The 24023-nt window shown below is 56.2% G+C and carries 25 protein-coding genes; 23 read left to right on the top strand and 2 right to left on the bottom strand.

What is annotated here, in order from left to right; all coding sequences use genetic code 11:
* Positions 1 to 175 precede the first annotated feature (175 nt).
* The 9 genes from Q0775_RS00820 to Q0775_RS00860 all read left to right on the top strand — a co-directional run bounded on the left by Q0775_RS00820 (position 176) and on the right by Q0775_RS00860 (position 10500).
* Positions 176 to 1228, top strand: a complete 1053-nt coding sequence (locus Q0775_RS00820; RefSeq protein ID WP_298857207.1) for a glycosyltransferase family 2 protein — start codon at positions 176 to 178, stop codon at positions 1226 to 1228.
* Positions 1225 to 1866 carry a sulfotransferase gene (locus tag Q0775_RS00825; protein ID WP_298857208.1) on the top strand — a complete coding sequence of 214 codons (642 nt, stop codon included), beginning with the start codon at positions 1225 to 1227 and terminating at the stop codon, positions 1864 to 1866. The genes Q0775_RS00820 and Q0775_RS00825 overlap by 4 nt, the downstream gene beginning before the upstream one ends.
* Positions 1866 to 4265, top strand: coding sequence for a glycosyltransferase family 2 protein (locus Q0775_RS00830; RefSeq protein ID WP_298857211.1), 2400 nt, complete (start codon positions 1866 to 1868; stop codon positions 4263 to 4265). The genes Q0775_RS00825 and Q0775_RS00830 overlap by 1 nt, the downstream gene beginning before the upstream one ends.
* Positions 4266 to 4964, top strand: coding sequence for an FkbM family methyltransferase (locus Q0775_RS00835; protein ID WP_298857212.1), 699 nt, complete (start codon positions 4266 to 4268; stop codon positions 4962 to 4964).
* Positions 4964 to 6019: a glycosyltransferase family 2 protein gene (locus tag Q0775_RS00840; protein ID WP_298857213.1), complete on the top strand. Its 1056-nt coding sequence runs from the start codon at positions 4964 to 4966 to the stop codon at positions 6017 to 6019. The genes Q0775_RS00835 and Q0775_RS00840 overlap by 1 nt, the downstream gene beginning before the upstream one ends.
* A gap of 114 nt (positions 6020 to 6133) precedes the next feature.
* The gene (locus Q0775_RS00845) at positions 6134 to 7069 is read left to right on the top strand and encodes a phosphoadenosine phosphosulfate reductase (RefSeq protein ID WP_298857214.1); all 936 of its coding nucleotides are present in this window, start codon (positions 6134 to 6136) and stop codon (positions 7067 to 7069) included.
* 32 nt (positions 7070 to 7101) lie between these two features.
* The gene (gene pyrC, locus Q0775_RS00850; RefSeq protein WP_298857216.1) at positions 7102 to 8133 is read left to right on the top strand and encodes a dihydroorotase; all 1032 of its coding nucleotides are present in this window, start codon (positions 7102 to 7104) and stop codon (positions 8131 to 8133) included.
* 51 nt (positions 8134 to 8184) lie between these two features.
* Entirely contained in the window at positions 8185 to 8862 is a 678-nt protein-coding gene (locus tag Q0775_RS00855; protein WP_298857218.1) for an orotate phosphoribosyltransferase, read from the top strand.
* Between the two features lie 141 nt (positions 8863 to 9003).
* Positions 9004 to 10500 (top strand): replicative DNA helicase, encoded by a 1497-nt coding sequence (locus tag Q0775_RS00860; RefSeq protein WP_298857220.1) that lies wholly within the window; start codon positions 9004 to 9006, stop codon positions 10498 to 10500.
* Positions 10501 to 10641: 141 nt separating this feature from the next.
* On the opposite strand, the gene Q0775_RS00865 is transcribed toward Q0775_RS00860, so the two are convergent.
* Entirely contained in the window at positions 10642 to 11955 is a 1314-nt protein-coding gene (locus tag Q0775_RS00865) for a dienelactone hydrolase (RefSeq protein WP_298857222.1), read from the bottom strand.
* A gap of 172 nt (positions 11956 to 12127) precedes the next feature.
* Between Q0775_RS00865 and alr the strand changes: the two genes are divergently transcribed.
* From alr to Q0775_RS00885, 4 genes are all read left to right on the top strand, one after another.
* A complete protein-coding gene (gene alr / locus Q0775_RS00870) occupies positions 12128 to 13162 on the top strand; it encodes an alanine racemase (protein WP_298857224.1) in 1035 nt (344 codons plus the stop codon).
* Complete coding sequence (locus Q0775_RS00875; protein WP_298857226.1) at positions 13159 to 13608, top strand: paraquat-inducible protein A; 450 nt, start codon at positions 13159 to 13161, stop codon at positions 13606 to 13608. The genes alr and Q0775_RS00875 overlap by 4 nt, the downstream gene beginning before the upstream one ends.
* A 137-nt stretch (positions 13609 to 13745) precedes the next feature.
* Complete coding sequence (locus Q0775_RS00880) at positions 13746 to 14555, top strand: DNA repair protein (RefSeq protein WP_298857228.1); 810 nt, start codon at positions 13746 to 13748, stop codon at positions 14553 to 14555.
* Between the two features lie 188 nt (positions 14556 to 14743).
* Positions 14744 to 14875 carry a hypothetical protein gene (locus Q0775_RS00885; RefSeq protein WP_298857230.1) on the top strand — a complete coding sequence of 44 codons (132 nt, stop codon included), beginning with the start codon at positions 14744 to 14746 and terminating at the stop codon, positions 14873 to 14875.
* Positions 14876 to 15038: 163 nt separating this feature from the next.
* Here the strand turns inward: Q0775_RS00885 and Q0775_RS00890 are convergent, their stop codons facing one another.
* Positions 15039 to 15500: an SH3 domain-containing protein gene (locus tag Q0775_RS00890; protein ID WP_298857232.1), complete on the bottom strand. Its 462-nt coding sequence runs from the start codon at positions 15498 to 15500 to the stop codon at positions 15039 to 15041.
* A gap of 61 nt (positions 15501 to 15561) precedes the next feature.
* Here Q0775_RS00890 and radA point away from each other — a divergent pair, with 61 nt between their 5' ends.
* The 10 genes from radA (at position 15562) to Q0775_RS00940 (ending at position 23974) form a co-directional block, all read left to right on the top strand.
* Positions 15562 to 16929 carry a DNA repair protein RadA gene (gene radA, locus Q0775_RS00895; protein WP_298857234.1) on the top strand — a complete coding sequence of 456 codons (1368 nt, stop codon included), beginning with the start codon at positions 15562 to 15564 and terminating at the stop codon, positions 16927 to 16929.
* A gap of 30 nt (positions 16930 to 16959) precedes the next feature.
* A complete protein-coding gene (locus Q0775_RS00900) occupies positions 16960 to 17517 on the top strand; it encodes a CvpA family protein (protein ID WP_298857236.1) in 558 nt (185 codons plus the stop codon).
* A 124-nt stretch (positions 17518 to 17641) separates the two neighbouring features.
* Entirely contained in the window at positions 17642 to 18718 is a 1077-nt protein-coding gene (locus tag Q0775_RS00905) for a PAS domain-containing sensor histidine kinase (RefSeq protein ID WP_298857239.1), read from the top strand.
* Positions 18719 to 18821: 103 nt separating this feature from the next.
* A complete protein-coding gene (purF, locus tag Q0775_RS00910; RefSeq protein ID WP_298859888.1) occupies positions 18822 to 20306 on the top strand; it encodes an amidophosphoribosyltransferase in 1485 nt (494 codons plus the stop codon).
* Between the two features lies 1 nt (position 20307).
* On the top strand, positions 20308 to 20880 hold the full coding sequence (locus Q0775_RS00915) for a hypothetical protein (RefSeq protein WP_298857241.1): 573 nt from the start codon (positions 20308 to 20310) through the stop codon (positions 20878 to 20880).
* A gap of 125 nt (positions 20881 to 21005) precedes the next feature.
* On the top strand, positions 21006 to 21398 hold the full coding sequence (locus Q0775_RS00920) for a DUF1801 domain-containing protein (RefSeq protein ID WP_298857243.1): 393 nt from the start codon (positions 21006 to 21008) through the stop codon (positions 21396 to 21398).
* A 114-nt stretch (positions 21399 to 21512) separates the two neighbouring features.
* Positions 21513 to 21779, top strand: a complete 267-nt coding sequence (locus Q0775_RS00925; protein WP_298857245.1) for a type II secretion system protein N — start codon at positions 21513 to 21515, stop codon at positions 21777 to 21779.
* Between the two features lie 42 nt (positions 21780 to 21821).
* Positions 21822 to 22466, top strand: a complete 645-nt coding sequence (locus tag Q0775_RS00930; protein ID WP_298857247.1) for an SDR family NAD(P)-dependent oxidoreductase — start codon at positions 21822 to 21824, stop codon at positions 22464 to 22466.
* A gap of 60 nt (positions 22467 to 22526) precedes the next feature.
* A complete protein-coding gene (gene surE, locus Q0775_RS00935; protein ID WP_298857249.1) occupies positions 22527 to 23312 on the top strand; it encodes a 5'/3'-nucleotidase SurE in 786 nt (261 codons plus the stop codon).
* Positions 23309 to 23974, top strand: a complete 666-nt coding sequence (locus tag Q0775_RS00940; RefSeq protein ID WP_298857251.1) for a protein-L-isoaspartate(D-aspartate) O-methyltransferase — start codon at positions 23309 to 23311, stop codon at positions 23972 to 23974. Before surE ends, Q0775_RS00940 begins: the two co-directional genes overlap by 4 nt.
* Positions 23975 to 24023: the final 49 nt, after the last annotated feature.

A 24023-nucleotide genomic window follows, 5' to 3' on the forward strand; every position in this document is an offset into this window, starting at 1 on the left:
AGATATGTCACGTCACAGGGCCACGTGACACGCCTATGATTGACGCGATTCGCACAAACTGGCATCCTTTATTGAGATAATAAGAGGTTATGGGCCAAATCGGCACTGTGATCCTATAATGAGGCGGACATGTTTAATTCCAAGCGGCGTGCAGCTCCCAATGCGGGAGGCTGCTATGGCGAATGATTTAAAGATCATAGCTGTGACTTGTGTGAAGAATGAAGGCCCGTTCCTGCTGGAATGGATCGCTTTTCACCAATGCATCGGTGTGACTGATTTCCTGTTCTACTCTAATGATTGCGACGACGGGACGGATACGCTGCTGGATGCGCTGGCGGAGTTGGGGCATGTCACCCACCTGACCAACCCTGCGGAGGGGCGCAATTACCAGATGGAAGCGCTTAAGGATGCCAAGGGGCAGAACGTGGTGCAGGATGCCGACTGGGTCTGGATTGCAGATGTGGACGAATTTCCAAATATTCACGTTGGGGATCACAGCTTTGCCGCTTTGATTGACGCTTGCGGTGATCCGCAGACGATTAGCCTAAACTTCCAGTTCTTTGCCAACAATGACATTGAAGCTTTCGAAGATCGCCCCGTGATCGAGCAGTTCACCCGCAGTCATAATCCTGACATGTGGTGTGGCGAGGCTGCTGTTGAAGTCAAATCACTCGTCCGGCAGGATTTCCCGCTCCATTATTTTGGCGCGCATCGCCCCTTCTTTAAGCCCAAGGTAAAGAAGAAACAGCGCCCCAGCTGGACTGACGGTTCAGGCCGCGATGTGCCGCACCGCTTTTTGGTCGCAGCCAATCCGCGCCGCATCCGCCGTTTTCCCGCAGCGGGATCGCGGGCGTTCGCCACGTTGAACCATTACGCCCTGCGCAGCCTTGACAGCTATCTGGTCAAGAATGACCGCGGCGATGTGAACCGCGAGAACCGCGCATTTGACGATACCTACTGGCGCGAGCGGAACGACCCGGCATGGGAGGATACCTCCATCCACCGCTACCTGCCTGCGCTGAAAAAGCAGATGAATAAGCTCAAAGCGCAAAGCAATATCGGTGCCCTGCATGACGCCAGCGTTGCCGCCCATATTGCCAAACGTGACGCCCTGCTGACGCGACCCGAATACCGCGACATGCAAAAGCAGTTGAGAAAGGCCTCAAAACTACCGCCCCAGGAGGAGCAGATGTTGCGCGATCTGGGGCTGTTGGAGGAAAACGCGTGAGCAGCTTCAAGATCGTCAATCTAGGCCTTCCAAAGACAGGTACAACCACATTGGCCCGTGCGCTCAAGATCGCAGGTTTTCGCGTGGCGGATCACCGTATTCGCCCCCGCCAGACAGATACACCCGCGCTCAAAGACGCTTTTGTTGCCGACCTGCTGTATCAAGGCTATTTCCAAAGCGGCGATCCCGCCGAGTTCTTTGAGGACTTCATTGCATTGACCGAGTTGAGCTGCCTGCGTAAAGGTAAATCGCTTTGGCCGCAGATGGATTTCGGCCTGATCGATGCGATCCGCACGCACCACCCCGATGTGCGCTTTCTCGCTTCACGCCGCGACAGCTGGGATCTATCCCAATCCATGCTCGCATGGTCCGATCTGGGCACCGACCGGCTACCTGCTTCTGACATCCCCGGTCTACCCGAAGGCTATGGGGAGACCTCACGCGAGCGGATTCAATGGATTGACGGGCATTACGCACATCTGCGTAACATCTTTGCGGGTGATACGACTTTTATGGAATATGACGTGGCTGACAGCAGCGCTCATGCGGCAATAGAGGCACACATCGGCGCCGCCCTGCCGTGGTGGGGCCAAGCCAACGCAAATCCCAATGCACCCCATGAAAACAAGGCAGGCTGATGCGCATATTCCTCCATATCGGTCCTGAAGAGGCCAGTGCATCGCGGGTGCAATCGGTGCTTGCAGATAAACGTGATCAGCTAAGCCGGAAGGGTGTCCTGTTTGCACGCAGTGCGGGTAACAAGAACCACACACGGCTGTTCATGTCTGTGACCGACCCGGGTCATGTCGATCCGCTGCGTTTTAACCGCGGCTATATTACACCGCAAAAACAGGCCATTTTGCGCGATACGCTCATCACTGACCTGACACGGGAAGTGGAGCAGAACACGCCTGACACGCTCATTTTGTCTTGTGCGCAGCTTGGCAACAGCCTGCGCACAGCATCCGAGCTGGAACGTCTGCGCGATCTGCTGCTGCCGCTCTCGGATGATATTGCGGTGGTCGCCCATGTCGACCTTCCCACACGCATGCTTGCACGCGCCTACGCCGCCCAAATTCTAGAAGGGCGCGGTCTCTCGCTGCAGGCCGAGCTTGATCTGGTCGGCAGCGACAGTTGGTGGCAATCTGCCCTCGACGCCTGCCCGCAAATTGATCCCGCCGCAGGTGTCTTTGCAGAGACGCAGAGCCCGACCCACTGGATTGACCTGCCTGCACTGGTGGCGTTTTGGGACGGGACATTTGGCAAAGGAGCCACACAGCTTCACAGCTATGACGCCGACCGGTTTGCGGCCAAGGATGTAGCCGAAGATGTGGCGTCCGCTTTCCAGATAGAGGGCAATTTCGGCAAGGCAGAGGATATGGCGTCCCCGCCCCCTATGCCAGAGGCCGCAATGACACGGGGCCGACAGCTCAACGCACTCATCCTCCAAGTGCTCGCAAGTCGCCAGCGCATCCTCCCGCGCCAGCTCTGGCGAAGCTTTGTGCAGGATGTGGCAGTCCAAGGTCAACCCCTCGACATTGCCGCGCTGCACCCAATTACCAAGCATTTTGCCAAAGACCTCAAGGATTTGCTGAAAGCGCACCCGACCCTGCACGCCGACACGTTCAAAGCGCCCCGCGCAAAAGGCAGCTGGTCCGAGGCGGACCCGCTGTTCGGCTTTCGCCCCTCCCAATACCTGCTGGGCTATATGTGGCGCATCGACAAAGCGACCCGCGAAGAGCAGCAAAAGCGTGCCGCCGATCTGGCGCGGCTGGCGGGAACTGTGGCAAAATCTGCTGAAGCACCACGCGATGAGGCCGCGCCACGCAGTGAAGACGACACACCCGATGGGCTGTCCGCCTATGCGCGCAAGATTATGCCGCCGCTGGCTGTGCAAAACTTCGAGGGGCTGCGCACCTCATCCTTTGCCCCCCACAACAAAATGGGATCAGTCAACGAGGAAGAACTGGCCGCCGCCTACACCCCGATCACCCCGCGCGAGCTGCCAGAGGGAAACACTGGCAATGTCATTGTCGGATGTATGAAGAACGAGGCACCTTATATTGTAGAATGGGTCGCCTACCACCGCGCCATGGGTGTGGATAATTTCCTTATTTATACAAATGGATGTGAGGACGGCACCTCAGAAATCCTCGACCGCCTACAAGAGATGGGCGTTCTCCAGCACCGCAACAACGACGAATGGAAGGGGAATTCGCCACAGCAATATGCCCTAAACCAGTCGCTCAAAGAGCCGCTGATCAAAAACGCGGAATGGATCATCCACATCGATGTGGATGAGTTTATGAACGTGCGCTGCGGCAATGGGACATTGCAGGATTTTCTCGCTGCTGTGCCAGACGCCACCAATGTCGCCATGACGTGGCGCATGTTTGGTCATAACGGGGTAACGCAACTCAATGATGATATGGTCATAGACCAGTTCGAGACTTGCGCCCCCAAGTTCTGTCCAAAGCCGCATACTGTCTGGGGCTTTAAGACCATGTTCAAGAACATCGGTGCTTACGAAAAAATCTCCTGTCACCGGCCCAACAAACTCGACGAGGCATTCAAAAACAAGGTCAAATGGGTCAATGGCTCGGGCAAGGATATGACCCGCGAAGTGGCCGAAAACGGCTGGCGTTCATCAAAGAAATCAGTGGGCTATGATCTGATCCAGCTTAACCACTATGCCCTGCGTTCCGCCGAAAGTTTCCTGATCAAACGCCAGCGTGGGCGCGCACTGCATGTCGACCGCTCCATCGGGATCAACTACTGGATCCGCATGGATTGGTCCGATTTCCGCGACATCACAATTAAGAGGAACATGCAGCGCCTCCAGCTTGAGTACAAGCGTCTGATGCAGGACGATATTTTGCGCGGCTGGCACGAAAAAGGCCGCGACTGGCACTGCGCAAAGGCAGCCGAGCTGCACCAGAACCCTGAATTCGCGGACCTCTACAAAGAAGCGCTCGCCGTCAAACTTACCGAGACTGAGCGCGTGGCCTATGCCCTTGCACTGGATTTGGAGAGCTAGATGAGTGACGCGGGCGTTACCCCCAACCCCTTTGTCATGTCAAAGGGTATCAAGTTCCCCAAGGACGGGCACTTCATTACCGGACAGTTGCGAACCGCCCTGCGTGAGAACCGCTATGAGGCAAAAGAGGCGCAATGCGTCCTTCGGCTGGTACGCGACGAAGATACAGTGATTGAGTTGGGCGCAGGCATCGGATTTATGTCCACACTGGTCGCCACGCGGCGTAATATCAAAGGCGTTTTTGCCTTTGAGGCCAACCCCGCCCTCATCCCCTATATCCAGTCCGTGCATGCCGCCAATGATCTGACCAACGCCCATGTCACCCATGGCATTCTGGGCAAACGCAATGGCAGCGCAAAGTTCTATGTGCGCAATAATTTACTGTCTTCTTCCATGGAAAAAATTGAGGGCGACACAGCCGAGAATACACGAGAAGTGAAGGTCGATGTTCTAAACGCGTCCCATGTGTTTAAGGAGATTCAGCCTAATATCCTTATCGCCGATATAGAGGGGGCCGAGGCGCATCTTCTGCCCCACCTCGATCTCACGGGCCTGCGCGGCGCTATGATCGAGCTGCACCCGCAATATATCGGTCCAGAAGGGGTCAACACAGTGTTCCGCGCCATGATAGACGCAGGCCTTGCCTATTATCCTCGCGGCTCCACTCATAAGGTCGTCTGTTTCAGACGCGCGTGGTAATGCCCCATCTTGCGATTTTGTGTGTGCGCAATGAGGCCGCATTCCTGCTGGAATGGCTCGCCCATCACCGCGCTGTGGGGTTTAACAATTTTCTGATATTTTCCAATGATTGTCAGGACGGAACCGACGCCATGCTCGACCGATTGGAAGAGATGGGCCACGTCACTCACATCCGCAATGATGGCCCCTATGACAAGGGCGGGATACAATTTACCGCGCTCAAGAAAGCAGCCAAGCACCCGTTGGTCAAACAGGCCAAGTGGATTTTGCCGCTTGATGTGGACGAGTTCGTCAATATTCACTGTGGTGATCACACACTTGGCGCCCTGCACGCAAACATCCCCGATGCCACTGCCATAACGCTCACGTGGCGTCTGTTCGGCGCTGGCGACAATGTCAGGTACGCCGATGCACCTGTGCTCGAAACCTTCACACGCGCAGCCCCTACAGTGATGTACTGGCCGTGGCGGGCGTCGATGTTCAAAACCCTCTACCGCAACGATGGCACCTACAAAAAACCTGGTGTGCATCGGCCCCGCGACACCAACGAGAAAAAGTTGGGCAATGCCCGCTGGTTTGATGGCAACGGCACCGCCCTTCCCGAACAATTCACCACCAAACGCATCTTTTCCAACTTCGGCCAAGACAACTATGGCCTTGTTCAGCTCAACCACTACCCCCTCGGCGCCATGGAAAGCTATCTGCTCAAGGCGGACCGTGGTCGCGCCGTGCACAGCGCTGATATGCTGGGCGTTGATTACTGGGTGGAGCGGAATTTCAACACCGACGAGGATCTCAGCATCCAAAGTCTGGGCGCACCACGAAGCGCCGAACTCGACGCTCTCAAAGCGGACGAGTCCCTCGCCAAACTGCACGCGGATGCCGTGCAGTGGCGCAGCAACCGTTTTGACCAGCTCATGCAGAAAGAGCCGTTTCGCGCCCTCTTTGGGCGACTGATGATGACCCCTCCATCCCGCCCTGTACCGCGCAACGCCGCACAATTCATGATAAACTACGCCAACCTTGCACGCCGTACGCCCAAGAACCAAGCCTGACACCTTGCCATAATATAGCGCGAATTTTGCGTAATTTCGCCCCATTGCTTTGCTACCCCTCATCTTGAAACCGCATGCACCTCACGCCATGCGGGTCAATTTGAGGACGCAGACATGGCAGATGAAAACCTGACATTCGAGACATCCCTTGCGGGTATGAAAAAAGCCAACTGGATCGCCGCCGTAGAAGAGCTGTGCGACGAAGACGGCTATTTCGAGCGTTTGGGAAAACGGCATTATGCTGCTTTCATTGAGAAATCATCAACGCTGCTGGTCTCCTTCGAGACACTTCAGGGCATCCCCGCCCTCTCGCCACTGGCCCAACCCTTGGGCTGGGAAATGATGCAAGCGCACGGCTGGTCCAGCCTGTGCATTGCCTCCAACGGCGATACGTGGTTCCGCGACCACGCCGTCTATGGCTATTTCGACCGCTTGATCGACGATGGCTTCTTTGACGATTTCGAGACTGTCATTTTCTATGGCGCTGGCCCATGTGGCTATGCCGCCGCTGCCTATTCAGTGGCCTCCCCCGAGGCCCATGTGCTCGCCGTGCAGCCGCAAGCAACGCTTGATCCGCGCATTACCGAATGGGACGACCGATTCACCGATATGCGTCGCACCGATTTCACCTCACGCTTTGGGTATGCCCCCGATATGTTGGATGCTGCGGCAGCGGCCTATGTTGTCTATGATCCGCGCGAACACCTTGATGCGATGCACGCGGCACTTTTCACAAAATCCCACACCCGTAAGCTGCGCCTGCGCCATATGGGGGATGCCATCCAGACTGATCTGTTGGAGATGGAGCAACTTGGTCCCCTCCTGCTTGCAATAAGTAGAGGCACGCTGGACGATCTGACTTTCGCCCGCATGATGCGCGCACGCCGCGATCATCCCCCCTATCTGCGCAATCTCTTAGCGTCATTGGATGGCGACGGGCGTGAAACGCTCGCTCTCGCGCTGGCCCGCAATGTCACGTCCCGCATGCACGCCCCCCGTTTCACCCGACGCCTTGCTGCGGCGGCAAAATCAGATGGCGATGACGACTAGCGCAGCCATTAATGTCATGCTAGCACGCTGCCATGACAAAAATCCTTACGATCCGCCGTCCTGATGACTGGCACCTGCACCTGCGCGATGGCGATATGCTCCGCGCGGTGTTGCCGCATACCTCCCGCCACTTCGCCCGTGCGATCATCATGCCGAATCTGGTGCCGCCTGTGGTTACTGCCGCTGATGCACGCGCCTACCGCGACCGGATCATGGCCGCCCTGCCCGATGGGGATGATTTTACGCCCCTGATGACGCTTTATTTGACCGAGGATACCGATCCGTCCGACGTGGCCGCCGCCCATGCCGAGGGATTAATCACCGCAGTTAAACTCTACCCCGCAGGCGCCACCACAAATTCAGCCTCCGGTGTCAGCAACTTTGCGAATGTTGCTAAGGTACTAGAGAAAATGGCCGAAATCGGCCTGCCGCTCTGCACGCACGGCGAAGTGACCGATGCTGATGTGGACATCTTCGACCGCGAGGCCGTGTTTATCGACCGCATCCTCGATCCCATGCGCCGCGACCACCCCGGTCTGCGCGTGGTGATGGAGCATATCACCACCTCCAACGCCGTCGATTATGTGAAGGCCAACGACAAAAACCTTGGCGCGACGATCACAACGCATCATCTGGTGATCAACCGAAATCACATTCTCGCAGGTGGCATCAAACCGCATTACTACTGCCTGCCTGTGGCCAAACGCGAAGAACACCGCCTCGCCCTGCGCGCTGCCGCGACTTCAGGTGATGCCCGCTTCTTCCTCGGCACTGATTCCGCACCCCATACGGACGTGAACAAACTTCTGCCCTGCGGCTGTGCAGGCTGCTTTACCGCGCTCAATACCATGTCAATTCTCGCCGAAGTGTTTGAGCAGGACGACGCGCTGGATAACTTGGAGGCCTTCGCCTCCCTCAATGGCCCCGCCTACTACGGACTGCCCGCGAACGAGGCCACACTGACCCTCACGCGCAGCGTCCCGACCTATCCGGCCCACATCCATACATCCGAGGGGCCCGTGACCGTCTTTGATCCCGACATGCCGCTTAATTGGTCCGTATAACTCTATTCTGCCCCCTAAACTCAATCAAACCTCTGCCACCAAGGACCCGTCATGATCCCTACCACATACCCAGACGCATCCGAGATCGCCCGCCTGACCGCCCGCATGCTGCTGGAGATTGGTGCCGTGAACTTTAATACGGACGAGCCCTACACGCTGGCCTCTGGTCTGCCGTCGCCCAGCTATATTGACTGTCGCAAGCTGATCTCCTACCCGCGCATCCGCTCGACACTGATGGATTTTCTGACCATCACCGTTATGCGGAATGCGGGTTTCGAAGCCTTCGACAACATCGCAGGCGGCGAGACGGCAGGTATCCCTTTCGCAGCTTTGGTGGCGGAACGCATGGCCCTTCCCATGACTTACGTGCGTAAAAAGCCAAAAGGCTATGGCCGTAATGCCCGCATTGAAGGTGACATGTCCGAGGGCCAGCGCGTGCTATTGGTTGAAGACCTGACCACGGATGGCGGCTCGAAACTCAGCTTTGTAGATGCGATCCGCGAAACGGGAGCGACCTGTGGCCATACGGCTGTAATATTTTACTATGACATCTTCCCCGAGACAAAAAAAACGCTCGGTGATCACGGTGTAGAACTTCATCACCTGTGCACATGGTGGGACGTTCTGGCCGAGGCAAAAGCCCAAGGCTCGTTTGCTGAATCCACACTCAACGAGGTGGAAAAATTTCTCAAATCTCCCCGTAAGTGGCAGGAAGCCCGTAAAGGCTAATACCATAACTTGACGCAGCGCGCCTTGTAGACGCAAGATGTAGCTGCGCAGAAACCTGCCAAAGGTTATCCACAAAAACATACAATTTGCGCACCGACTCCCCCTTCGCTATGACAGCGACGGGGATAACGGGGGTACGATATGAACGAGATTTCGACACTGGGCACTGCAGGCATTGCCGTTCAGGCTGCGGAAACGATGCCGCATTCCATTGAAGCTGAACAGCAGCTGCTAGGCGCTATTCTCACCAATAACGATATCTTTGATCGAATCGCGTCGATCATCAGCGACAAGCATTTCTATGATCCGGTACATGCCCGCATCTTCGAAATTGCCGCCGCCCGCATCGCCAAAAACAATCTCGCCAGCCCTGTTACCCTCAAGGCGTTCATGGAAGATGACGAAGGCCTTCAGGAGTTGGGCGGCCCCGCCTATCTTGCCCGTCTCGCGGGTGCCGCGATCTCGGCCTTTGCCGTGCGCGACTATGCCAACATGATCTACGATCTGGCCGTGCGTCGCGATCTCATAGGTCTTGGCCGTGATATCGCTGCAAAAGCGGCCACCGTTGACGTCGCAAGCGAGCCGCGCGAGCAAATTGTTGAAGCCGAGCAAGCCCTTTATAAACTCGCCGAACAAGGTCAATCGGAGACAGGCTTCCAGAGCTTTCTTTCTGCAATCAAGAGTGCTGTAGATGTAGCGAACGCGGCCTACCAGCGGGATGGCGGCCTATCTGGTGTCTCTACAGGGCTGATAGATATGGATAAAAAGCTGGGTGGTTTGCACCCTTCCGACCTTTTGATCCTTGCGGGTCGTCCTTCAATGGGAAAAACCTCGCTCGCCACCAACATCGCCTTCAACGTTGCCAAGGCGTATAAACGCGGACAACTGCCCGACGGCTCTGAAGGCGCCATTGATGGCGGTGTCGTCGGATTCTACTCGCTCGAGATGAGCGCCGAACAGCTGGCTGCACGTATCCTGTCCGAGGCCTCGGAAATCCCGTCCCAGCAAATTCGCTCAGGTGATATGACCGAGCCGGAGTTCCGGCGTTTTGTCGATGCCGCCAAGGCGCTTGAGGCCTGCCCGCTTTTCATCGACGACACGCCTGCTCTGCCGATCTCGCAGCTTGCCGCCCGTGCGCGCCGCCTCAAACGGACCCATGGCCTTGATGTACTGATTATCGACTACCTCCAGCTGGTGCGCGGCACGGGCAAGAACGAGAACCGCGTGAACGAGATTTCCGAGATCACGATGGGCCTTAAAGCAATCGCAAAAGAGCTTCATATCCCCGTAATCGCACTGTCCCAGCTCTCGCGGCAGGTGGAGAACCGCGAAGACAAGCGGCCCCAACTCTCTGACCTGCGTGAATCAGGCTCGATCGAGCAGGATGCCGACGTGGTTATGTTTGTGTTCCGCGAAGAATATTATAAAGAGCGTGAGAAGCCAGGCGATCACGAGTTGGACAAAATGGCTGTTTGGCAGGACGAGATGGAGCGGCTGCATGGTCGCGCCGAAGTTGTTATCGGCAAACAGCGTCACGGCCCCATTGGAACCGTCGAGTTGAGCTTTGAAGGCCGCTTTACCCGCTTTGGCAACCTTGTGAAGCCATGGCAGCAAAATGCAGATGAACAAGAATTCTAATTGCCATGTATAACCTTGGGTAAAAGTATTGCCGCGCCAACTGAATCTTTTTTAATACAATAACTTACACGCTAAAGCTTATGTGAGTGAACTTTATGCAAAAAGAGCCGCATTCTCATGCGGCTCTTTGTTTTTTATCTATTATTGAGGCGACTTGGCCTCATATTTCAGTCCTTTGGCCGTCCCTTTGGCAAATCCTTTCCAATGGGTGTGGTCCTCTTTCTCGGTGCCGTCTTCATTCATCGACCACACGCCTGCGTTGGAATCCTCAACCAGCGTCAGATAACCGGCAGCGGCCTCGTCGCCCTTGAGGCGTTCATCCATCCATGCCGTTATAAAATGCTGCGCGATGTTGTTCATTCGCACGGTATCCCAAACCGGATCGCTATAGTGCTCCGAAATGTCAAAGCCCTTTTCCTCGTTGAAATAATAGCTCTCGGCCGGTGCTGGCATCGGTGCTGCCGCGTTATGGCCGCCGTTTACGTAGGTAAGCAGAGCCGTCTCTACCCCACTCACATTATCCCAGATCGCGCGCACACCGTTATCGTATAGGGAGGTATCGTCCTGTGAGCCTGCGATGAACAGCATCGGGATCTTCACCCCCGCAAGGCCTTCAGCGTCCCAGAACCCTGTGTTCATCCCCCAAGGCCCTATGGCGACCGCCGTTTTGATCCGTGGATCGGGCAGCGCGTTATGGGTGTCCGAGCCTACCTGATGGATGCCCAGTGTGCCGTGCGGTCCACCCCAGCTGTAGCCAACCGAGGCTTCGGTCACACCACCGCCTGCAGTGATGATCGCGCCGTAGCCACCCATAGAATACCCGATGAGCCCTGCATTACTGGCATCATACAGCCCTGCAAATTCAGCACCTTCCGCCGCTTTGCCCGCCATTTCTTCCAGCACAAACAACTGGTCAAGCGAGCGGTTTACAAGCGTCGAGCCGAAGGCTGATTGGGTGCGGTACGTGCTGTCGGTATGGTCGATGGAGGCAACGACGTACCCTTTGGAAGCCAAATTCTCTGCCAGATGCGACATCAAAAACCGGTTCCCAGGGTAGCCGTGGCTAATCAAAACCAGCGGATAGGGCGTATCTGTAACCGCAGGCGCCGCGTTGCGTATGGCTTTGCCTGTCAGGGTGACTTCAGTCGTGCCGTCGCGCAAATAGGCCCTCAGCTCATTCGAGCCTGTAGCCCCTTCCGCTGCCGGATACCACATCTCGACCGTCAGCGGACGGTCATAGCGCGGCAATTCCGCAGGTTTCTCGGCGGCGGGATCAATGGCTAGGATATTGATCTGGTTCGGGTTCACCAGTTCCAGCTGGCGCACGCCAATGGGCACGTCACCATAAGCGGCAAGTGCAGGCGCATTGGGCAGTTGGCCGTCAATTGGATTGGCAACCGCAGCACCAGCGACAAGCAACGCCGTCGGGACAAGGGTTTTCGCAAGTGTTTTCATTATCGTCTCCTCCTCTTTTAAAAACAGTGTAGAGCCATCGCCTCACCTCACAAGTGATAGTTTTTTGACGTAGCGGCGGATTGTACAGCAAATCAGCCTCAGGTGCGCGGTTCTCTGGGCCATTCGCACTGATCATCTTGACGCCGCGCCAAAGACAGTCAAAACCTGCCCCATGAGCACCGGAAAACTGACAATCGACCTCAACGCCATCGCTGCCAACTGGCAGGCGCTGTCCAAAATCGCGCAGGTCGAGACAGGCGCAGTCGTTAAAGCAGACGCTTACGGCTTGGGCGTCGCACAAGTGGCCCGCCACCTTGCTACTGCAGGCGCGCGTCAGTTTTTTGTAGCTGTGGCCGAAGAAGGTGTGGCCCTGCGCCGAGCCCTTGGTTCAGGGCCGGTTATCTCTGTCTTTTCCGGCCACATGCACGGCGATGCTGATCTCATTGCGGGGGCCAATCTAGTACCGCTAATCAATTCCGTTGATCAAATGCTGCATCACGTCGAAGCCTTGCCCGCCCATCCTTTTGGCATCCAGCTTGATACAGGAATGAACCGTCTGGGGATGGAGCCGTCCGAGTGGTCGGCCCTGCGCGAAATCGCACTGGCGCAGAACCCGACCCTGCTGATGTCGCACCTTGCCTGCGCGGATGAGGTTGATCATCCGATGAACGAACAGCAACGCGCGCTTTTTGACGATATGACCCAAGGCCTTGATGTGCCGCGCTCTTTATCAGCAACAGGTGGCACGCTGCTGGGTGAGGACTTCCACTATGACATGGTCCGCCCCGGCGTTGGGCTCTATGGTGGACTGCCCTTTGCAGCAGCCCAACCCGTTGTGACCCTTGATTTGCCCGTGGTCCAGATCCGTGATGTCGCCGAGGGCGAGACCGTTGGATATGCAAATGCATGGACCGCAGTGCGCCCCTCGAAAATCGCAACTGTCTCTGGCGGTTATGCCGACGGGTTAATCCGCGCGATGGGAGCCAAGGCCAGAATGCATTCGGACGGCATAGCCGTTTCCGTCGTGGGCCGCGTATCGATGGACCTGATAACTCTGGACGTGACCGACCTGCCGACCCCGCCCAAATCCTTGCAACTCATCGGCGCACATCAATCCGTTGATGCTGTTGCAGATGCTGCAGGCACCATCGGCTATGAAATCCTGACCAGCCTTGGTGCACGCTATGCACGGAACTGGCGTGAATGACCTTGCTGCGCATCGCTAATCTGTCGCTGCTTATCCTTTATCCGGTTGCATGGTTCGCGCCGCTGATGCGTGCAGGCCTACTGCCCCTGTTCGGCCTGAGCGAGATTTCTGTTATGACGGGCCTACAGTCGCTTTGGGCTTCTGATATTTTTTTGGCGCTGGTCGTGACCATCTTTGCTCTCTTTGCACCCTACTTGAAAACAATCGGCCTTGCCCTGATCCATTTCGACCTGCTCAGCCCGAGGGTCGAAAAAGTGCTGGAAATTCTGGGCAAACTGGCAATGGCAGACATCTTTTTGATTGCCCTCTACATTACCCTCACAAAAGGAATCGGTATCGGGCGGATCGAAGTTGCTTGGGGGCTGTATCTCTTTACCTTCTGCATCCTCGCGTCCCTTGTTATCAGCTGGAAAACACAACAATCCTTACTCAAAAGCGTTGATTAACTGCCGCATAGGAAACAAATCGGGGAGTTGATCCCATTTGTTGGTTAATTTTCCCTTTGCAGACTTGCGCAAGGTCTTTAAGTTGTAACTTACGGTGGTGAGCGAGAAATTGCCCACACAGTCACCTGAGGATAGTAATGCAACAGCTGAAGACCATCGGGGTTTTTTTTCAATTTGTGATGCAGCGTCTGGCGCTGTTTTTCTTCGCAGCCTGTGCTGCGGGCCTTGCCACTGCGACGATAATGGCCGCTTTGGGCAACTGGGCGTGGGTTGAAATTCCGGTGAGTTACGCAGGAGAACCTGTTGAAAATGCAGGAATGTACCTGCAAATCTTTGCCACCGTTCTTGCTGCGGGTATATGCTTTTTCTTGCCGTCCAATGTGCGCATCATGCAGCTTGAAAATTCGCACCGCCGCTTCACCGTCTCAATGGACGATGTGGCACGTGCTTACGGCGCTGTGCATGCCGCTGACCGTGGGCGCACGTTTCAACTCAGCTCTGAGTTTGACGCTGTGCGCGAACGCCTTGCCTACCTGCGCGACCACCCTGACCTGAGTACGCTTGAGCCTGCCCTGCTGGAAACAGCCGCGCAGATGAGCCACATCAGCCGCGAGCTTGCAGAAGTGTACTCAGATGAGAAAATCGGCCGCGCCCGCGACTTCCTCAAACAGCGTCAGGAAGAGATCGAGCAATTTAACAGCCGCCTTGATCAAGCCAAATCCATCTCGACCGAAATGAAACATTGGTTGCACGAAGTCGAACTTGAAGAGAGTGTCGCCGCCGCACAGCTTGCGCGCCTGTCCGAAGAGATGAGCGAAATCCTTCCCCAGCTTGGGCGCGAGACGGTGTTGCGTGTACAAGATGCTGAGCAGCTTGAAGAAGAGACACCTCTCGACAGCACCGCGTTGGACAACAGTGTCTACGAGCTGCCGAAGGCTGCGGAATAAATTCTAGTTGATATGGCGTGAGTGTATCCGACCAAAGGTACTTTCTGCTTTGAGTGGCCGCGCTGCCAATTGTCTTTGGTCCAGACCACTACGAGTCCATTACCGGCATAAATGATGCGTTTGCCAGCATGCTGCGCCCCCGGCCCTTCGTGCAGGTTCAAAAAGCCCTCTGACGTAGGCTGGACATAATGCGTCTCGCCGTCAATGTGCGTGTAGGTCCCGACAAACCGATGCGCTGCCCGCGCGATTTCCCCATTCTCCAGCTTCACAAAAAGCTGTCGCCCCGCTCTGCCATCAACATGACAGAATCTGCGGGGTAATGTCGTGCCACGATCATATGGGACGTTCCCCGCCCTGCACGCAAATCAAGATAACCTGATCAGCATCAGCTACAAAACAGGTATCTGCTGTGGCAGCAGTTGCCATGAGCACGAGCCCTGCCGCCAAAAGAAAAACTCTCTATAACCCGCGCAACACAGATTATCATTTAAGATAGCGGGAGTGTGCCCAACCTGTGCGCCCATTGCTGTGGCGCACGTGAATCCAGTTGCCAGAGCGGCCAATCATTTTCACTTCGGTACCAGTATATAGACGCTGCTTGATGCGGTAGCCTGTCCCCGGCCCGGAACGCATATTCAGAAACCCGTCATTCGTCGGCTGTACATACAAGAGCGGTCCATTACTGCTCACCACCCGAACAAGGAAACTCTGGGAAGCCCAGCCGATTTCACCGTTTGACAGGCGCACCTTAAGCCAGTTGCCCCGTTTGGCCAGACGTGTGACCTCGTTACCAGGGTACAGGCGCGTGATGATCCCGTGATTGGTGCCAGGCCCTGCACGCAGGTTGAGATAGCCGTCAGACATGCCTTGGGCGGTATAGGTTTGGGCCAAAGCAGCCGTCGCCACAAAGAAAAATCCAAGGATTAGTGCAAGTCTTCTGATCATATCGTGTCCCTCGTAATCGTTTCTTATTGATCCTGCCCCCTGCAAAGGTCATCAAAGCGGCATGGCAAAACCAATCAAAAATTTCTCGTGCAGCAAATGCGCTGCATCTTTTCCAAAATGGTCTGGTCGCTGCGATAATTGCGGGGAATGGAACACTATTCAAGAAGATAAGGGCATCAGTGCAGGTCCCCCCTCCAAGTCCTTGGGGGCGCGGCGCGGGTCGTCGATGGAGCTGATGGACCTCGCGACTGAAGAGGCACCACCGCCGCGCACCATGTCGGGCTTGGGCGAATTGGACCGCGTGCTGGGCGGTGGCCTTGTCGCAGCCTCGGCTATTCTGGTCGGCGGTGATCCGGGCATTGGGAAATCCACCCTCCTGCTCCAAGCCGCCGCAGCCTTTGCCAATCGCGGCCTCAAGGTTGTCTATATCTCGGGCGAGGAAGCCTCCGCGCAGGTCCGCATGCGGGCCCAACGCCTTGGCCTGTCCGAGGCGAAGGTCAAACTGGGCGCAGAGACAAATCTGCGCGATATCCTCACCACACTGGATAAAGAGCGTCCTGCGCTGGCAATTATTGATTCGATCCAAACCATGTGGGCCGATAATGTTGAAAGCGCGCCTGGCTCGGTGTCTCAGGTTCGCGCCGCCTCCCATGAGTTGACCAGTTTCGCCAAGCGCACGGGCACGTCTGTTGTACTGGTGGGCCACGTCACCAAAGAGGGCCAGATCGCAGGCCCGCGCGTGGTTGAGCATATGGTGGACACAGTCCTCTATTTCGAAGGCGAGCGCGGCCACCCCTTCCGTATCCTACGCTCCGTTAAAAACCGTTTTGGACCCGCCGACGAGATAGGTGTGTTCGAGATGACAGGCCGTGGCTTGGCCGAAGTGACCAATCCCTCCGCTCTTTTCCTATCCGAGCGTGGCGCACCCTCTGCGGGATCGGTAGTCTTCGCAGGTATCGAGGGTACCCGTCCTGTGCTGGTCGAAATCCAAGCCCTCGTCGCCCCCTCGCCCCATAGCCAAGCCCGCCGCACCGTTGTCGGCTGGGATGGCGGGCGTCTCGCAATGATCCTCGCAGTGTTAGAAGCACGCTGCGGGATTCCTTTTGCGGGGCTTGATGTCTACCTCAATGTGGCAGGCGGCATGAAAATATCAGAGCCTGCTGCCGATCTTGCAGTCGCTTGCGCGCTTTTGAGCGCACGCGAGGATACTGCATTACCCGCGGAAACCGTGGTTTTCGGGGAACTTAGCCTGTCAGGCGCACTTCGACCTGCAACACAGACGGAAAACAGGTTGAAAGAGGCGCAAAAACTTGGTTTTACGTCCGCAATAGCACCCAAAGGCGGCAAGGCCGTGGTTGTGGAAGGCATCACAATGCGCCCCATGACCGATCTGACTGCATTTGTGGGCGAAATATTCGGCGCGGGCTAACGCGCCCCCAAGATAAAAGGCGAGACGAGCATGGAAGGTTTTACCATCATTGACGGCGTTGTGGCGCTAGTCATCGTGATGTCGGCACTGCTCGCCTACGGTCGCGGATTTGTACGTGAGTTGATGGCGATTGTCGGCTGGATCGCTGCCGCCGTTCTCGCTTATCTTTTTGCGCCTCAGGTTGAACCGCTGGTACGCGAAATCCCTGTTGTAGGCGATTTCCTCGCTGACAGCTGCGAATTATCGATTATCGGCGCTTTCACACTTGTTCTGGCGATCACACTGGTTGTCGTATCCTTGTTCACGCCTTTGTTTTCCTCACTGGTTCAGCGCTCTTTCCTTGGTGGATTCGATCAGGCGATGGGGTTTATTTTTGGTGTAGCGCGCGGCATCTTACTGGTGGCGATTGCCTTCTTTGTCTATTCGACCGTCATCACAGGCCAGCAGTTTACCATCGTGGACGAGAGCCGATCATCCGCTGTGTTTGGCCGCTTCACTGACGACATCCAGAACTCCGACCCCGATCAAGCACTCGGCTGGATTACCGGCCGCTATGAGCAACTGGTATCAAGCTGTTCTGAAAGCTAATCGCTTACGTTTAAGTAAGTCGTAACTGTCAGCCACTATGCCTGTCTCCAAAGCGGAGAGATGATACATGGTGTTAAACGACTTCTTTAAACTTGTTGACTGTGTACCAACGCCCATTTTTGTTATGGACGTCATCCCCGGTAAGGCGCCCGTCTATGCGCACTATAACGTTGCAGCGCTGGAAAAAACGGGACGTTCGTTAAGCGATATTGTTGGCAAAACCTCGATTGACGTGTTCGGGTCCGAATTTGGTACCGCCGCCTGTGAGGAGCAACAAAAAACGATCACATTGGGCAAGCAGCGCAAATATGAATACGAACTGCCGCTGAAAGACGAAATTCGCATCGTGCGGACCACGCTCACCCCGCAATTTGACGCAAAGGGACGCGTTATTCGTCTGATCGGAAATCCAATTGACGTGTCTATCGAATGGGTTGCTCAAAACGCCAAGACAAAGCTGGAGACCATTAGCACAGAGGTTGAACAGTTTATCGCCATGGCAGCCCATGACCTGCGCACGCCGATGCGTAATGTTCTGTCATTGGCCGAACTGCTCGAAGAGGGTTTTGAGAACCATGGTGACGGTAAGATTGAGTTGATCGAACTACTTAAAGACACTTCCGAGAAATCTATGAGTTTGATTTCCGATGTCCTCTCCTATGCAAGCACACTCAATCTTTCTAGCACGACCACACTCTATCCTTTTGAAACCATGTGCCAGAATCTGATGCATGTGCTTGATCCTCAGGGACTGCACCGTATCGAATGTACCTCCATCACCTTGTCGGGCGAGAAAAGCGTCATGCAGATTGTGTTGCACAACCTCATCGACAATGCACTTAAACACGGCAATACCGCCAACCTTACGGTGCGCTGCCATGCGCGGATGTTGGGTACGTCCGAAGTGGAAGTGACGGTAAGCGATGATGGCGCCGGGTTTGACAATCCGGGCAAGCTTTTTTTGGAAACGGGACAGTTTCTTGTGGACAGCGGATATGGCCTTCTTGCCATCCGCAAACTAATTCTTGCTCGCGGCGGTAAAATAACGGCGTTTAACCATGCCGAAACGGGCGGCAGTGCAGTGCAATTCACATTGCCGAGCCAGACCGTAACCCTGTCCGAGGGTTCAGAGCGCTTTTCCCGCTCTGAACCCTCCGCCATGACCGAGCATCACAAAGGCCATCCGCGCACCAGTGTATGAAAACTGCAAACGCCGCGTGACTCTCCGCTTCAGGTTTCGTAAGACGCTCTTAACTTTTGCCGGTCTCAGGAGCACTCCCTTGTCCCACACCCCGCCCAAGATAATGCCGCCCGCTCACCCTTTTGACGCGTCTTATCTCTCGGACACTGAGGATGGTGATAAACTAAAGGAAGAATGCGGCATTTTTGGTGTGATCGGTGTTGCCGATGCAGCAAATTTTGTAGCTCTTGGCCTGCACGCGCTCCAGCACCGAGGTCAGGAAGCGGGTGGAATCGTCACCCACTGCCCAGACGCCGGCTTTCAATCTGCCCGCCGCTTCGGCTATGTCCGCGATAATTTCACCAGCCAGAAAGTCATGGAAACCCTGCCCGGTTCACTGGGCATTGGCCATGTGCGCTACTCTACATCAGGCTCAAAGGGGCAGACCGCGATCCGCGATGTTCAGCCGTTCTTTGGCGAGTTTGCCATGGGCGGTGCCGCAATCGCGCACAATGGCAACATCACCAACGCCAACGCCCTGCGCCGCGAGTTGATCGAGCGCGGCTCGATCTTTCAATCCTCCTCGGACAGCGAATGTATCATTCATCTCATGGCCCGCTCCCTCCAGCAGAACATCCCCGAACGGATGGAAGATGCACTGCGCCGTGTTGAGGGTGCTTTTTCTATCGTCGCCATGACCCGTACCAAGCTGATAGGTGTGCGCGACCCACTTGGCGTGCGCCCTCTGGTGCTTGGCAAACTCGGTGACGGCTTCGCGCTCAGCTCCGAGACTTGTGCCCTCGACATCATCGGTGCGGAGTTTGTGCGCGAGATCGAGCCCGGCGAGATGGTGGTCATCACCGAAAAAGGTGTGCAAAGCCACTTCCCCTTCCGTCGCCAGCCGTCCAAATTCTGCATCTTCGAGCATGTCTATTTCTCCCGCCCCGACAGCATCCTCGGTGGCCGCTCTGTTTACGAAACCCGCGAGGCAATTGGACGTGAGTTGGCCAAAGAAAGCCCTGTTGACGCTGATATGGTCTGCCCCGTGCCTGACTCAGGCACCCCAGCCGCCATCGGTTTCAGCCTGGAAAGCGGCATTCCCTACGCGATGGGCATCATCCGCAACCAGTACATGGGCCGCACGTTTATTGAGCCGACCGAGAGCATCCGCAACATGGGTGTGCGTCTCAAACTGAACGTAAACCGTGCGCTGGTAAAAGGAAAACGCATCATTTTGGTAGACGATTCGGTTGTGCGTGGAACCACCAGCCGCAAGATCAAAGAAATGATCCTTGATGCTGGTGCTGCCGAGGTCCACTTCCGAATTGCTTCCCCGCCAACTGCATGGCCGTGCTTCTATGGCGTAGACACGCCTGACCGCGACAAACTGCTGGCCGCCACCATGTCCGAGGATGAGATGCGCGACCACTTGGGCGTCGACAGCCTCAAGTTTATCTCACTCGACGGTCTCTACCGTGCAGTGGGCGAGGCAAAAGGCCGCGACAAAGCCTGCCCACAATATTGCGACGCCTGCTTCTCTGGCGAATATCCCGTAACCCCTTCAGACAAAATTACTGAGGGTTTCAAGATGAAGTCGGCCGCCGAGTAAGATGCTTGATCCCAAAGCAGGACGCGCCCGTGTTGTTCGGGATGGTGACAAACTTGTCGTGTCAATCAAAGCAAAGCGGCACTTTTTTTTAAGCGCGTTCATCGGGTTTTGGCTACTTGCATGGGCCTTTGGATGGGTGGCGGTTGCGAGCACCCTGCTTTTTGGAGACACGGGATCGACCAGTCTTTTTCTCTTCGGATGGCTGGGGGCTTGGACTGCTGGCGGCGCGATGGCCATTGCAACGTTCCTCTGGCTTGTCGCTGGCCGTGAATCGATTGAATTCTCGACACGGCAGGTCTCAATTACCCGACACATCCCGATTTGGTCGAAAAAGGTGGACTGCGATTTCTCGCAAGTCAAAGGGTTGCGCGTCGAAGAAAAGATCAATGGCCCTGTTCAGAACCAAGTACCCAACTGGTTCAGCCGGAAATCAGGGAACATACGGTTAGATTACGGCGTACACTCTTTGGGCTTTGGGATCGAGTTGGACCAAGCAGAGGCAGCACAGGTTGTTCGCACCATACTTGCTGTCTTTCCTGAACTTGGAACAGATCCGTCACTGCCAACGGCCTGACACTCTGCGCGGCCACTCGCGATAAGAACGTGCTACGAAGACCCTCAGCCGCACAAGCGCCTTTTCATGTCCCATCTTTTTCTTACTGTCAAAACCTGTCAGCGCATTTGTGCTATACTCCTCCCATGACAGATGCATTTGAAACCATCCTTGCAACATGGCCCCCAGAGGCACGCGCGCAATTCAACGAGATGCGCGCGCTGATTCTAAAGGCAGCAGCAGAAGCCGATGTTGGCCCCATCGAGGAAAGCCTCAAGTGGCGCGAGCCTGCATGGCGGCCCAAACGTGCCAAGCAAGGGACTACGCTGCGCCTGAACTGGCACGCAAACCTGCCCAGCACCATTGCGTTATTCGTGGGTTGTCAAACAACCCTCAGCGCAACCATGAAAGACATATACCCGACTGATTTCATTTACGAATCCAATCGCGGCCTGCGCCTCAAGCTAGGTGAACCCTTGCCTGAACAAGCTATCGACCATCTCGCCAGATTGGCCTTTACCTACCACCGAAAAAGCTGACCAGCGCCCTTTCGCCGAAGACATGGCAAGGGTCTGCCGAGGGATGCCACGCCCCCTTCTCCCGCTGACGAACAAGGCATAGCTGACGCACTGAAACGTAATTCAGGAGCGATCATGGCCACCCAACACGAAGGCACCCCCACACCCGCAATCGTCGAAACCCACGCCACCCAAGAGGCAAAGTTGGGCCGCATTGCCCTGCTTGGGACATTTGGCTCGGCCAATGCTCCCCGCGCCATTGTTCGCTTGCCCCGTGGCAATACCCAGACTGTCACAATTGGTGACGCACTTGCCGGTGGCACAGTCGCGGCCATCAGTGCGGACCGCCTGATCCTGTCGCGGATGGGCAATGAGCAGATTTTGCGGATGCCGCGCGGTTAAGCGCCCCTTGACGACACGCACTCGCCCGCGCATATCCCTCCCATGATACAGAAAACCGCATTGATCACAGGCGCCTCGCGCGGCCTTGGTGCCGCCTTCGCCGAAGCGCTTGCGCCCACCCATCACATCATCGCCGTGGGCCGCACAGTCGGCGCGCTCGAAGAGCTTGACGACCGTATCAAAGCACTTGGTGGCAGTGCCACACTCGCCCCGATGAATGTGACGGACACGGCCGCCATGCAAACCCTGTGTCGCGGTATCTATGATCGCTGGGGCAGCCTTGATATGTGGCTGCATACCGCAATCCATGCCGCGCCGTTGACGCCGACCCACCACATTGATGCAAAAGACTTCGAAAAGTCGATTGCGGGCAACATCACTGCAACGGCAACACTCATCAACTATGTCGCCCCCCTGCTCGGCACAGAGGGCCAAGCCGTGTTTTTCGATGATCCCATCGCAGGCGAGAAGTTTTTTGGCAGCTATGGTGCGACAAAAGCAGCGCAAATCGCTCTCGCCCACAGCTGGCAGGCCGAAACTGCCCGCATAGGGCCGCGCGTCGAGATTGTGACACCGCACCCCATGCCAACAGCCACCCGCGCCCGTTTCTTCCCCGGTGAAAGCCGCGAAAACCTGCATGATATCCATGCAGAGGCCGCGCGTCTTCTGGCAACACTCCAGAAATAACCACAGCCTCGCTTGCCCGTATGAGCCGCCTCGCCTATCAAGGCGAAAAGGGGCAATTTCATGCGTATTCTTGTGACGAACGATGACGGCATTAACGCGCCGGGTTTAATTGTGCTTGAGGGCATTGCAAAGTCATTGGCAGGACCAGATGGTGAGGTCTGGACGATTGCCCCCGCCTTTGAGCAATCAGGCGTTGCGCACTGCATTAACTACGTCAAACCAACGCTCATCACCGAGCTAGAGCCACGTCGCTATATGATTGAGGGCAGCCCCGCTGACTGTATCCTATGCGCCCTCTATGACCCGATGAAGGATGCACGCCCCGACCTGATCCTCTCCGGCGTGAACCGTGGCAATAACGCCGCCGAAAATACGCTCTATTCCGGTACCATCGGTGCCGCGATTGAGGGCGCACTTCAGGGTGTCCTGTCTATCGCACTGTCGCAATTCTATGGCCCTGACAACCGCGACCTTGAGAACCCTTTCGAGACTGCAGTACAGCATGGCGCAGACGTCTGCCGCCGCATCCTAGCGCAACAGCCAAAGGACGAAAATGGCTATAGCGTGTTCTGGAATGTAAATTTCCCCCCTGTCGCCGCCGCTGATGTCAAAGGCATCCGCACAGCACCCCAAGGGCGCAGGCCGGGCGTGAACTTCTCGACGATACCGCATGATGCCCCCAATGGGCGCCGCTTTTTGTGGATCGCTGGCGGCAACCAACAGGTTGCCCCTGCGGACGGCACAGACGCAGCCGTTAATCTAGAAGGTTATATTTCCGTTACACCCATGCGTGCAGACCTCACGGCCCATGACGCCTTCCCTGATCTGAGCGACATCAACACATGAACGACCTGCCAGAAGACACCCCTTCAGAGGCCGAGCGCAAAATGCAATTCCTCTATGCGCTGCGCTCCAAAGGCGTGACAGACAAGAATGTACTGAGCGCTATGGAGGCCGTGGACCGTGGCCCCTTCATCCGCGGCCTTTTTGCCGAACGTGCATATGAGGACATGCCCTTGCCCATCGCCTGCGGTCAAACCATCAGTCAGCCTTCGGTTGTTGGTCTGATGACCCAAGCGTTGGAAATTACGCCTCGTGACAAGGTGCTGGAGATTGGCACTGGCTCCGGCTATCAGGCCGCAATCCTCAGCAAGATTGCCCGCCGCGTCTATACTATCGACCGCCACCGCCGCTTGGTCCACGAAGCGCGTGCTGTATTTGAGGCACTCGACCTCAACAACATCACCGCGATCACCGCCGATGGGAGCTTTGGCTTGCCCGAACAGGCCCCCTTTGACCGCATCATCGTAACAGCCGCTGCCGAAGACCCCCCCGGCCCCCTGCTTGCCCAACTCAAAGTTGGCGGCATTATGGTGCTCCCCGTAGGTCAGTCGGACGCCGTGCAACACCTTATTCGGGTGCGGAAAACCGCCGATGGGCTAGAATATGACGAAATGCGCGCAGTTCGCTTTGTTCCGCTTCTGGAGGGGTTGGGCAAAGACACATAATCTGGTAGTGTAATGCAAAATCTCGGGTACACGAGATGGGCAGTGACAA

It is taken from the genome of uncultured Sulfitobacter sp. (assembly GCF_947499945.1).
Lineage (GTDB): Bacteria > Pseudomonadota > Alphaproteobacteria > Rhodobacterales > Rhodobacteraceae > Sulfitobacter.

Bases quoted from the DNA above. Each gene is read 5' to 3' on its own strand.
- Q0775_RS00820 (WP_298857207.1), top strand. From the start codon at position 176: ATGGCGAATGATTTAAAGATCATAGCTGTGACTTGTGTGAAGAATGAA.
- Q0775_RS00845 (WP_298857214.1), top strand. From the start codon at position 6,134: ATGGCAGATGAAAACCTGACATTCGAGACATCCCTTGCGGGTATGAAA.
- pyrC (WP_298857216.1), top strand. From the start codon at position 7,102: ATGACAAAAATCCTTACGATCCGCCGTCCTGATGACTGGCACCTGCAC.
- Q0775_RS00930 (WP_298857247.1), top strand. From the start codon at position 21,822: ATGATACAGAAAACCGCATTGATCACAGGCGCCTCGCGCGGCCTTGGT.
- Q0775_RS00915 (WP_298857241.1), top strand. From the start codon at position 20,308: ATGCTTGATCCCAAAGCAGGACGCGCCCGTGTTGTTCGGGATGGTGAC.
- Q0775_RS00865 (WP_298857222.1), bottom strand. From the start codon at position 11,955: ATGAAAACACTTGCGAAAACCCTTGTCCCGACGGCGTTGCTTGTCGCT.
- Q0775_RS00840 (WP_298857213.1), top strand. From the start codon at position 4,964: ATGCCCCATCTTGCGATTTTGTGTGTGCGCAATGAGGCCGCATTCCTG.
- Q0775_RS00920 (WP_298857243.1), top strand. From the start codon at position 21,006: ATGACAGATGCATTTGAAACCATCCTTGCAACATGGCCCCCAGAGGCA.
- Q0775_RS00925 (WP_298857245.1), top strand. From the start codon at position 21,513: ATGGCCACCCAACACGAAGGCACCCCCACACCCGCAATCGTCGAAACC.
- surE (WP_298857249.1), top strand. From the start codon at position 22,527: ATGCGTATTCTTGTGACGAACGATGACGGCATTAACGCGCCGGGTTTA.
- Q0775_RS00885 (WP_298857230.1), top strand. From the start codon at position 14,744: ATGCGTCTCGCCGTCAATGTGCGTGTAGGTCCCGACAAACCGATGCGC.
- Q0775_RS00905 (WP_298857239.1), top strand. From the start codon at position 17,642: ATGGACGTCATCCCCGGTAAGGCGCCCGTCTATGCGCACTATAACGTT.
- radA (WP_298857234.1), top strand. From the start codon at position 15,562: ATGGCAAAACCAATCAAAAATTTCTCGTGCAGCAAATGCGCTGCATCT.
- Q0775_RS00855 (WP_298857218.1), top strand. From the start codon at position 8,185: ATGATCCCTACCACATACCCAGACGCATCCGAGATCGCCCGCCTGACC.
- Q0775_RS00830 (WP_298857211.1), top strand. From the start codon at position 1,866: ATGCGCATATTCCTCCATATCGGTCCTGAAGAGGCCAGTGCATCGCGG.
- alr (WP_298857224.1), top strand. From the start codon at position 12,128: ATGAGCACCGGAAAACTGACAATCGACCTCAACGCCATCGCTGCCAAC.
- purF (WP_298859888.1), top strand. From the start codon at position 18,822: ATGCCGCCCGCTCACCCTTTTGACGCGTCTTATCTCTCGGACACTGAG.
- Q0775_RS00940 (WP_298857251.1), top strand. From the start codon at position 23,309: ATGAACGACCTGCCAGAAGACACCCCTTCAGAGGCCGAGCGCAAAATG.
- Q0775_RS00860 (WP_298857220.1), top strand. From the start codon at position 9,004: ATGAACGAGATTTCGACACTGGGCACTGCAGGCATTGCCGTTCAGGCT.
- Q0775_RS00835 (WP_298857212.1), top strand. From the start codon at position 4,266: ATGAGTGACGCGGGCGTTACCCCCAACCCCTTTGTCATGTCAAAGGGT.
- Q0775_RS00900 (WP_298857236.1), top strand. From the start codon at position 16,960: ATGGAAGGTTTTACCATCATTGACGGCGTTGTGGCGCTAGTCATCGTG.
- Q0775_RS00875 (WP_298857226.1), top strand. From the start codon at position 13,159: ATGACCTTGCTGCGCATCGCTAATCTGTCGCTGCTTATCCTTTATCCG.
- Q0775_RS00880 (WP_298857228.1), top strand. From the start codon at position 13,746: ATGCAACAGCTGAAGACCATCGGGGTTTTTTTTCAATTTGTGATGCAG.
- Q0775_RS00890 (WP_298857232.1), bottom strand. From the start codon at position 15,500: ATGATCAGAAGACTTGCACTAATCCTTGGATTTTTCTTTGTGGCGACG.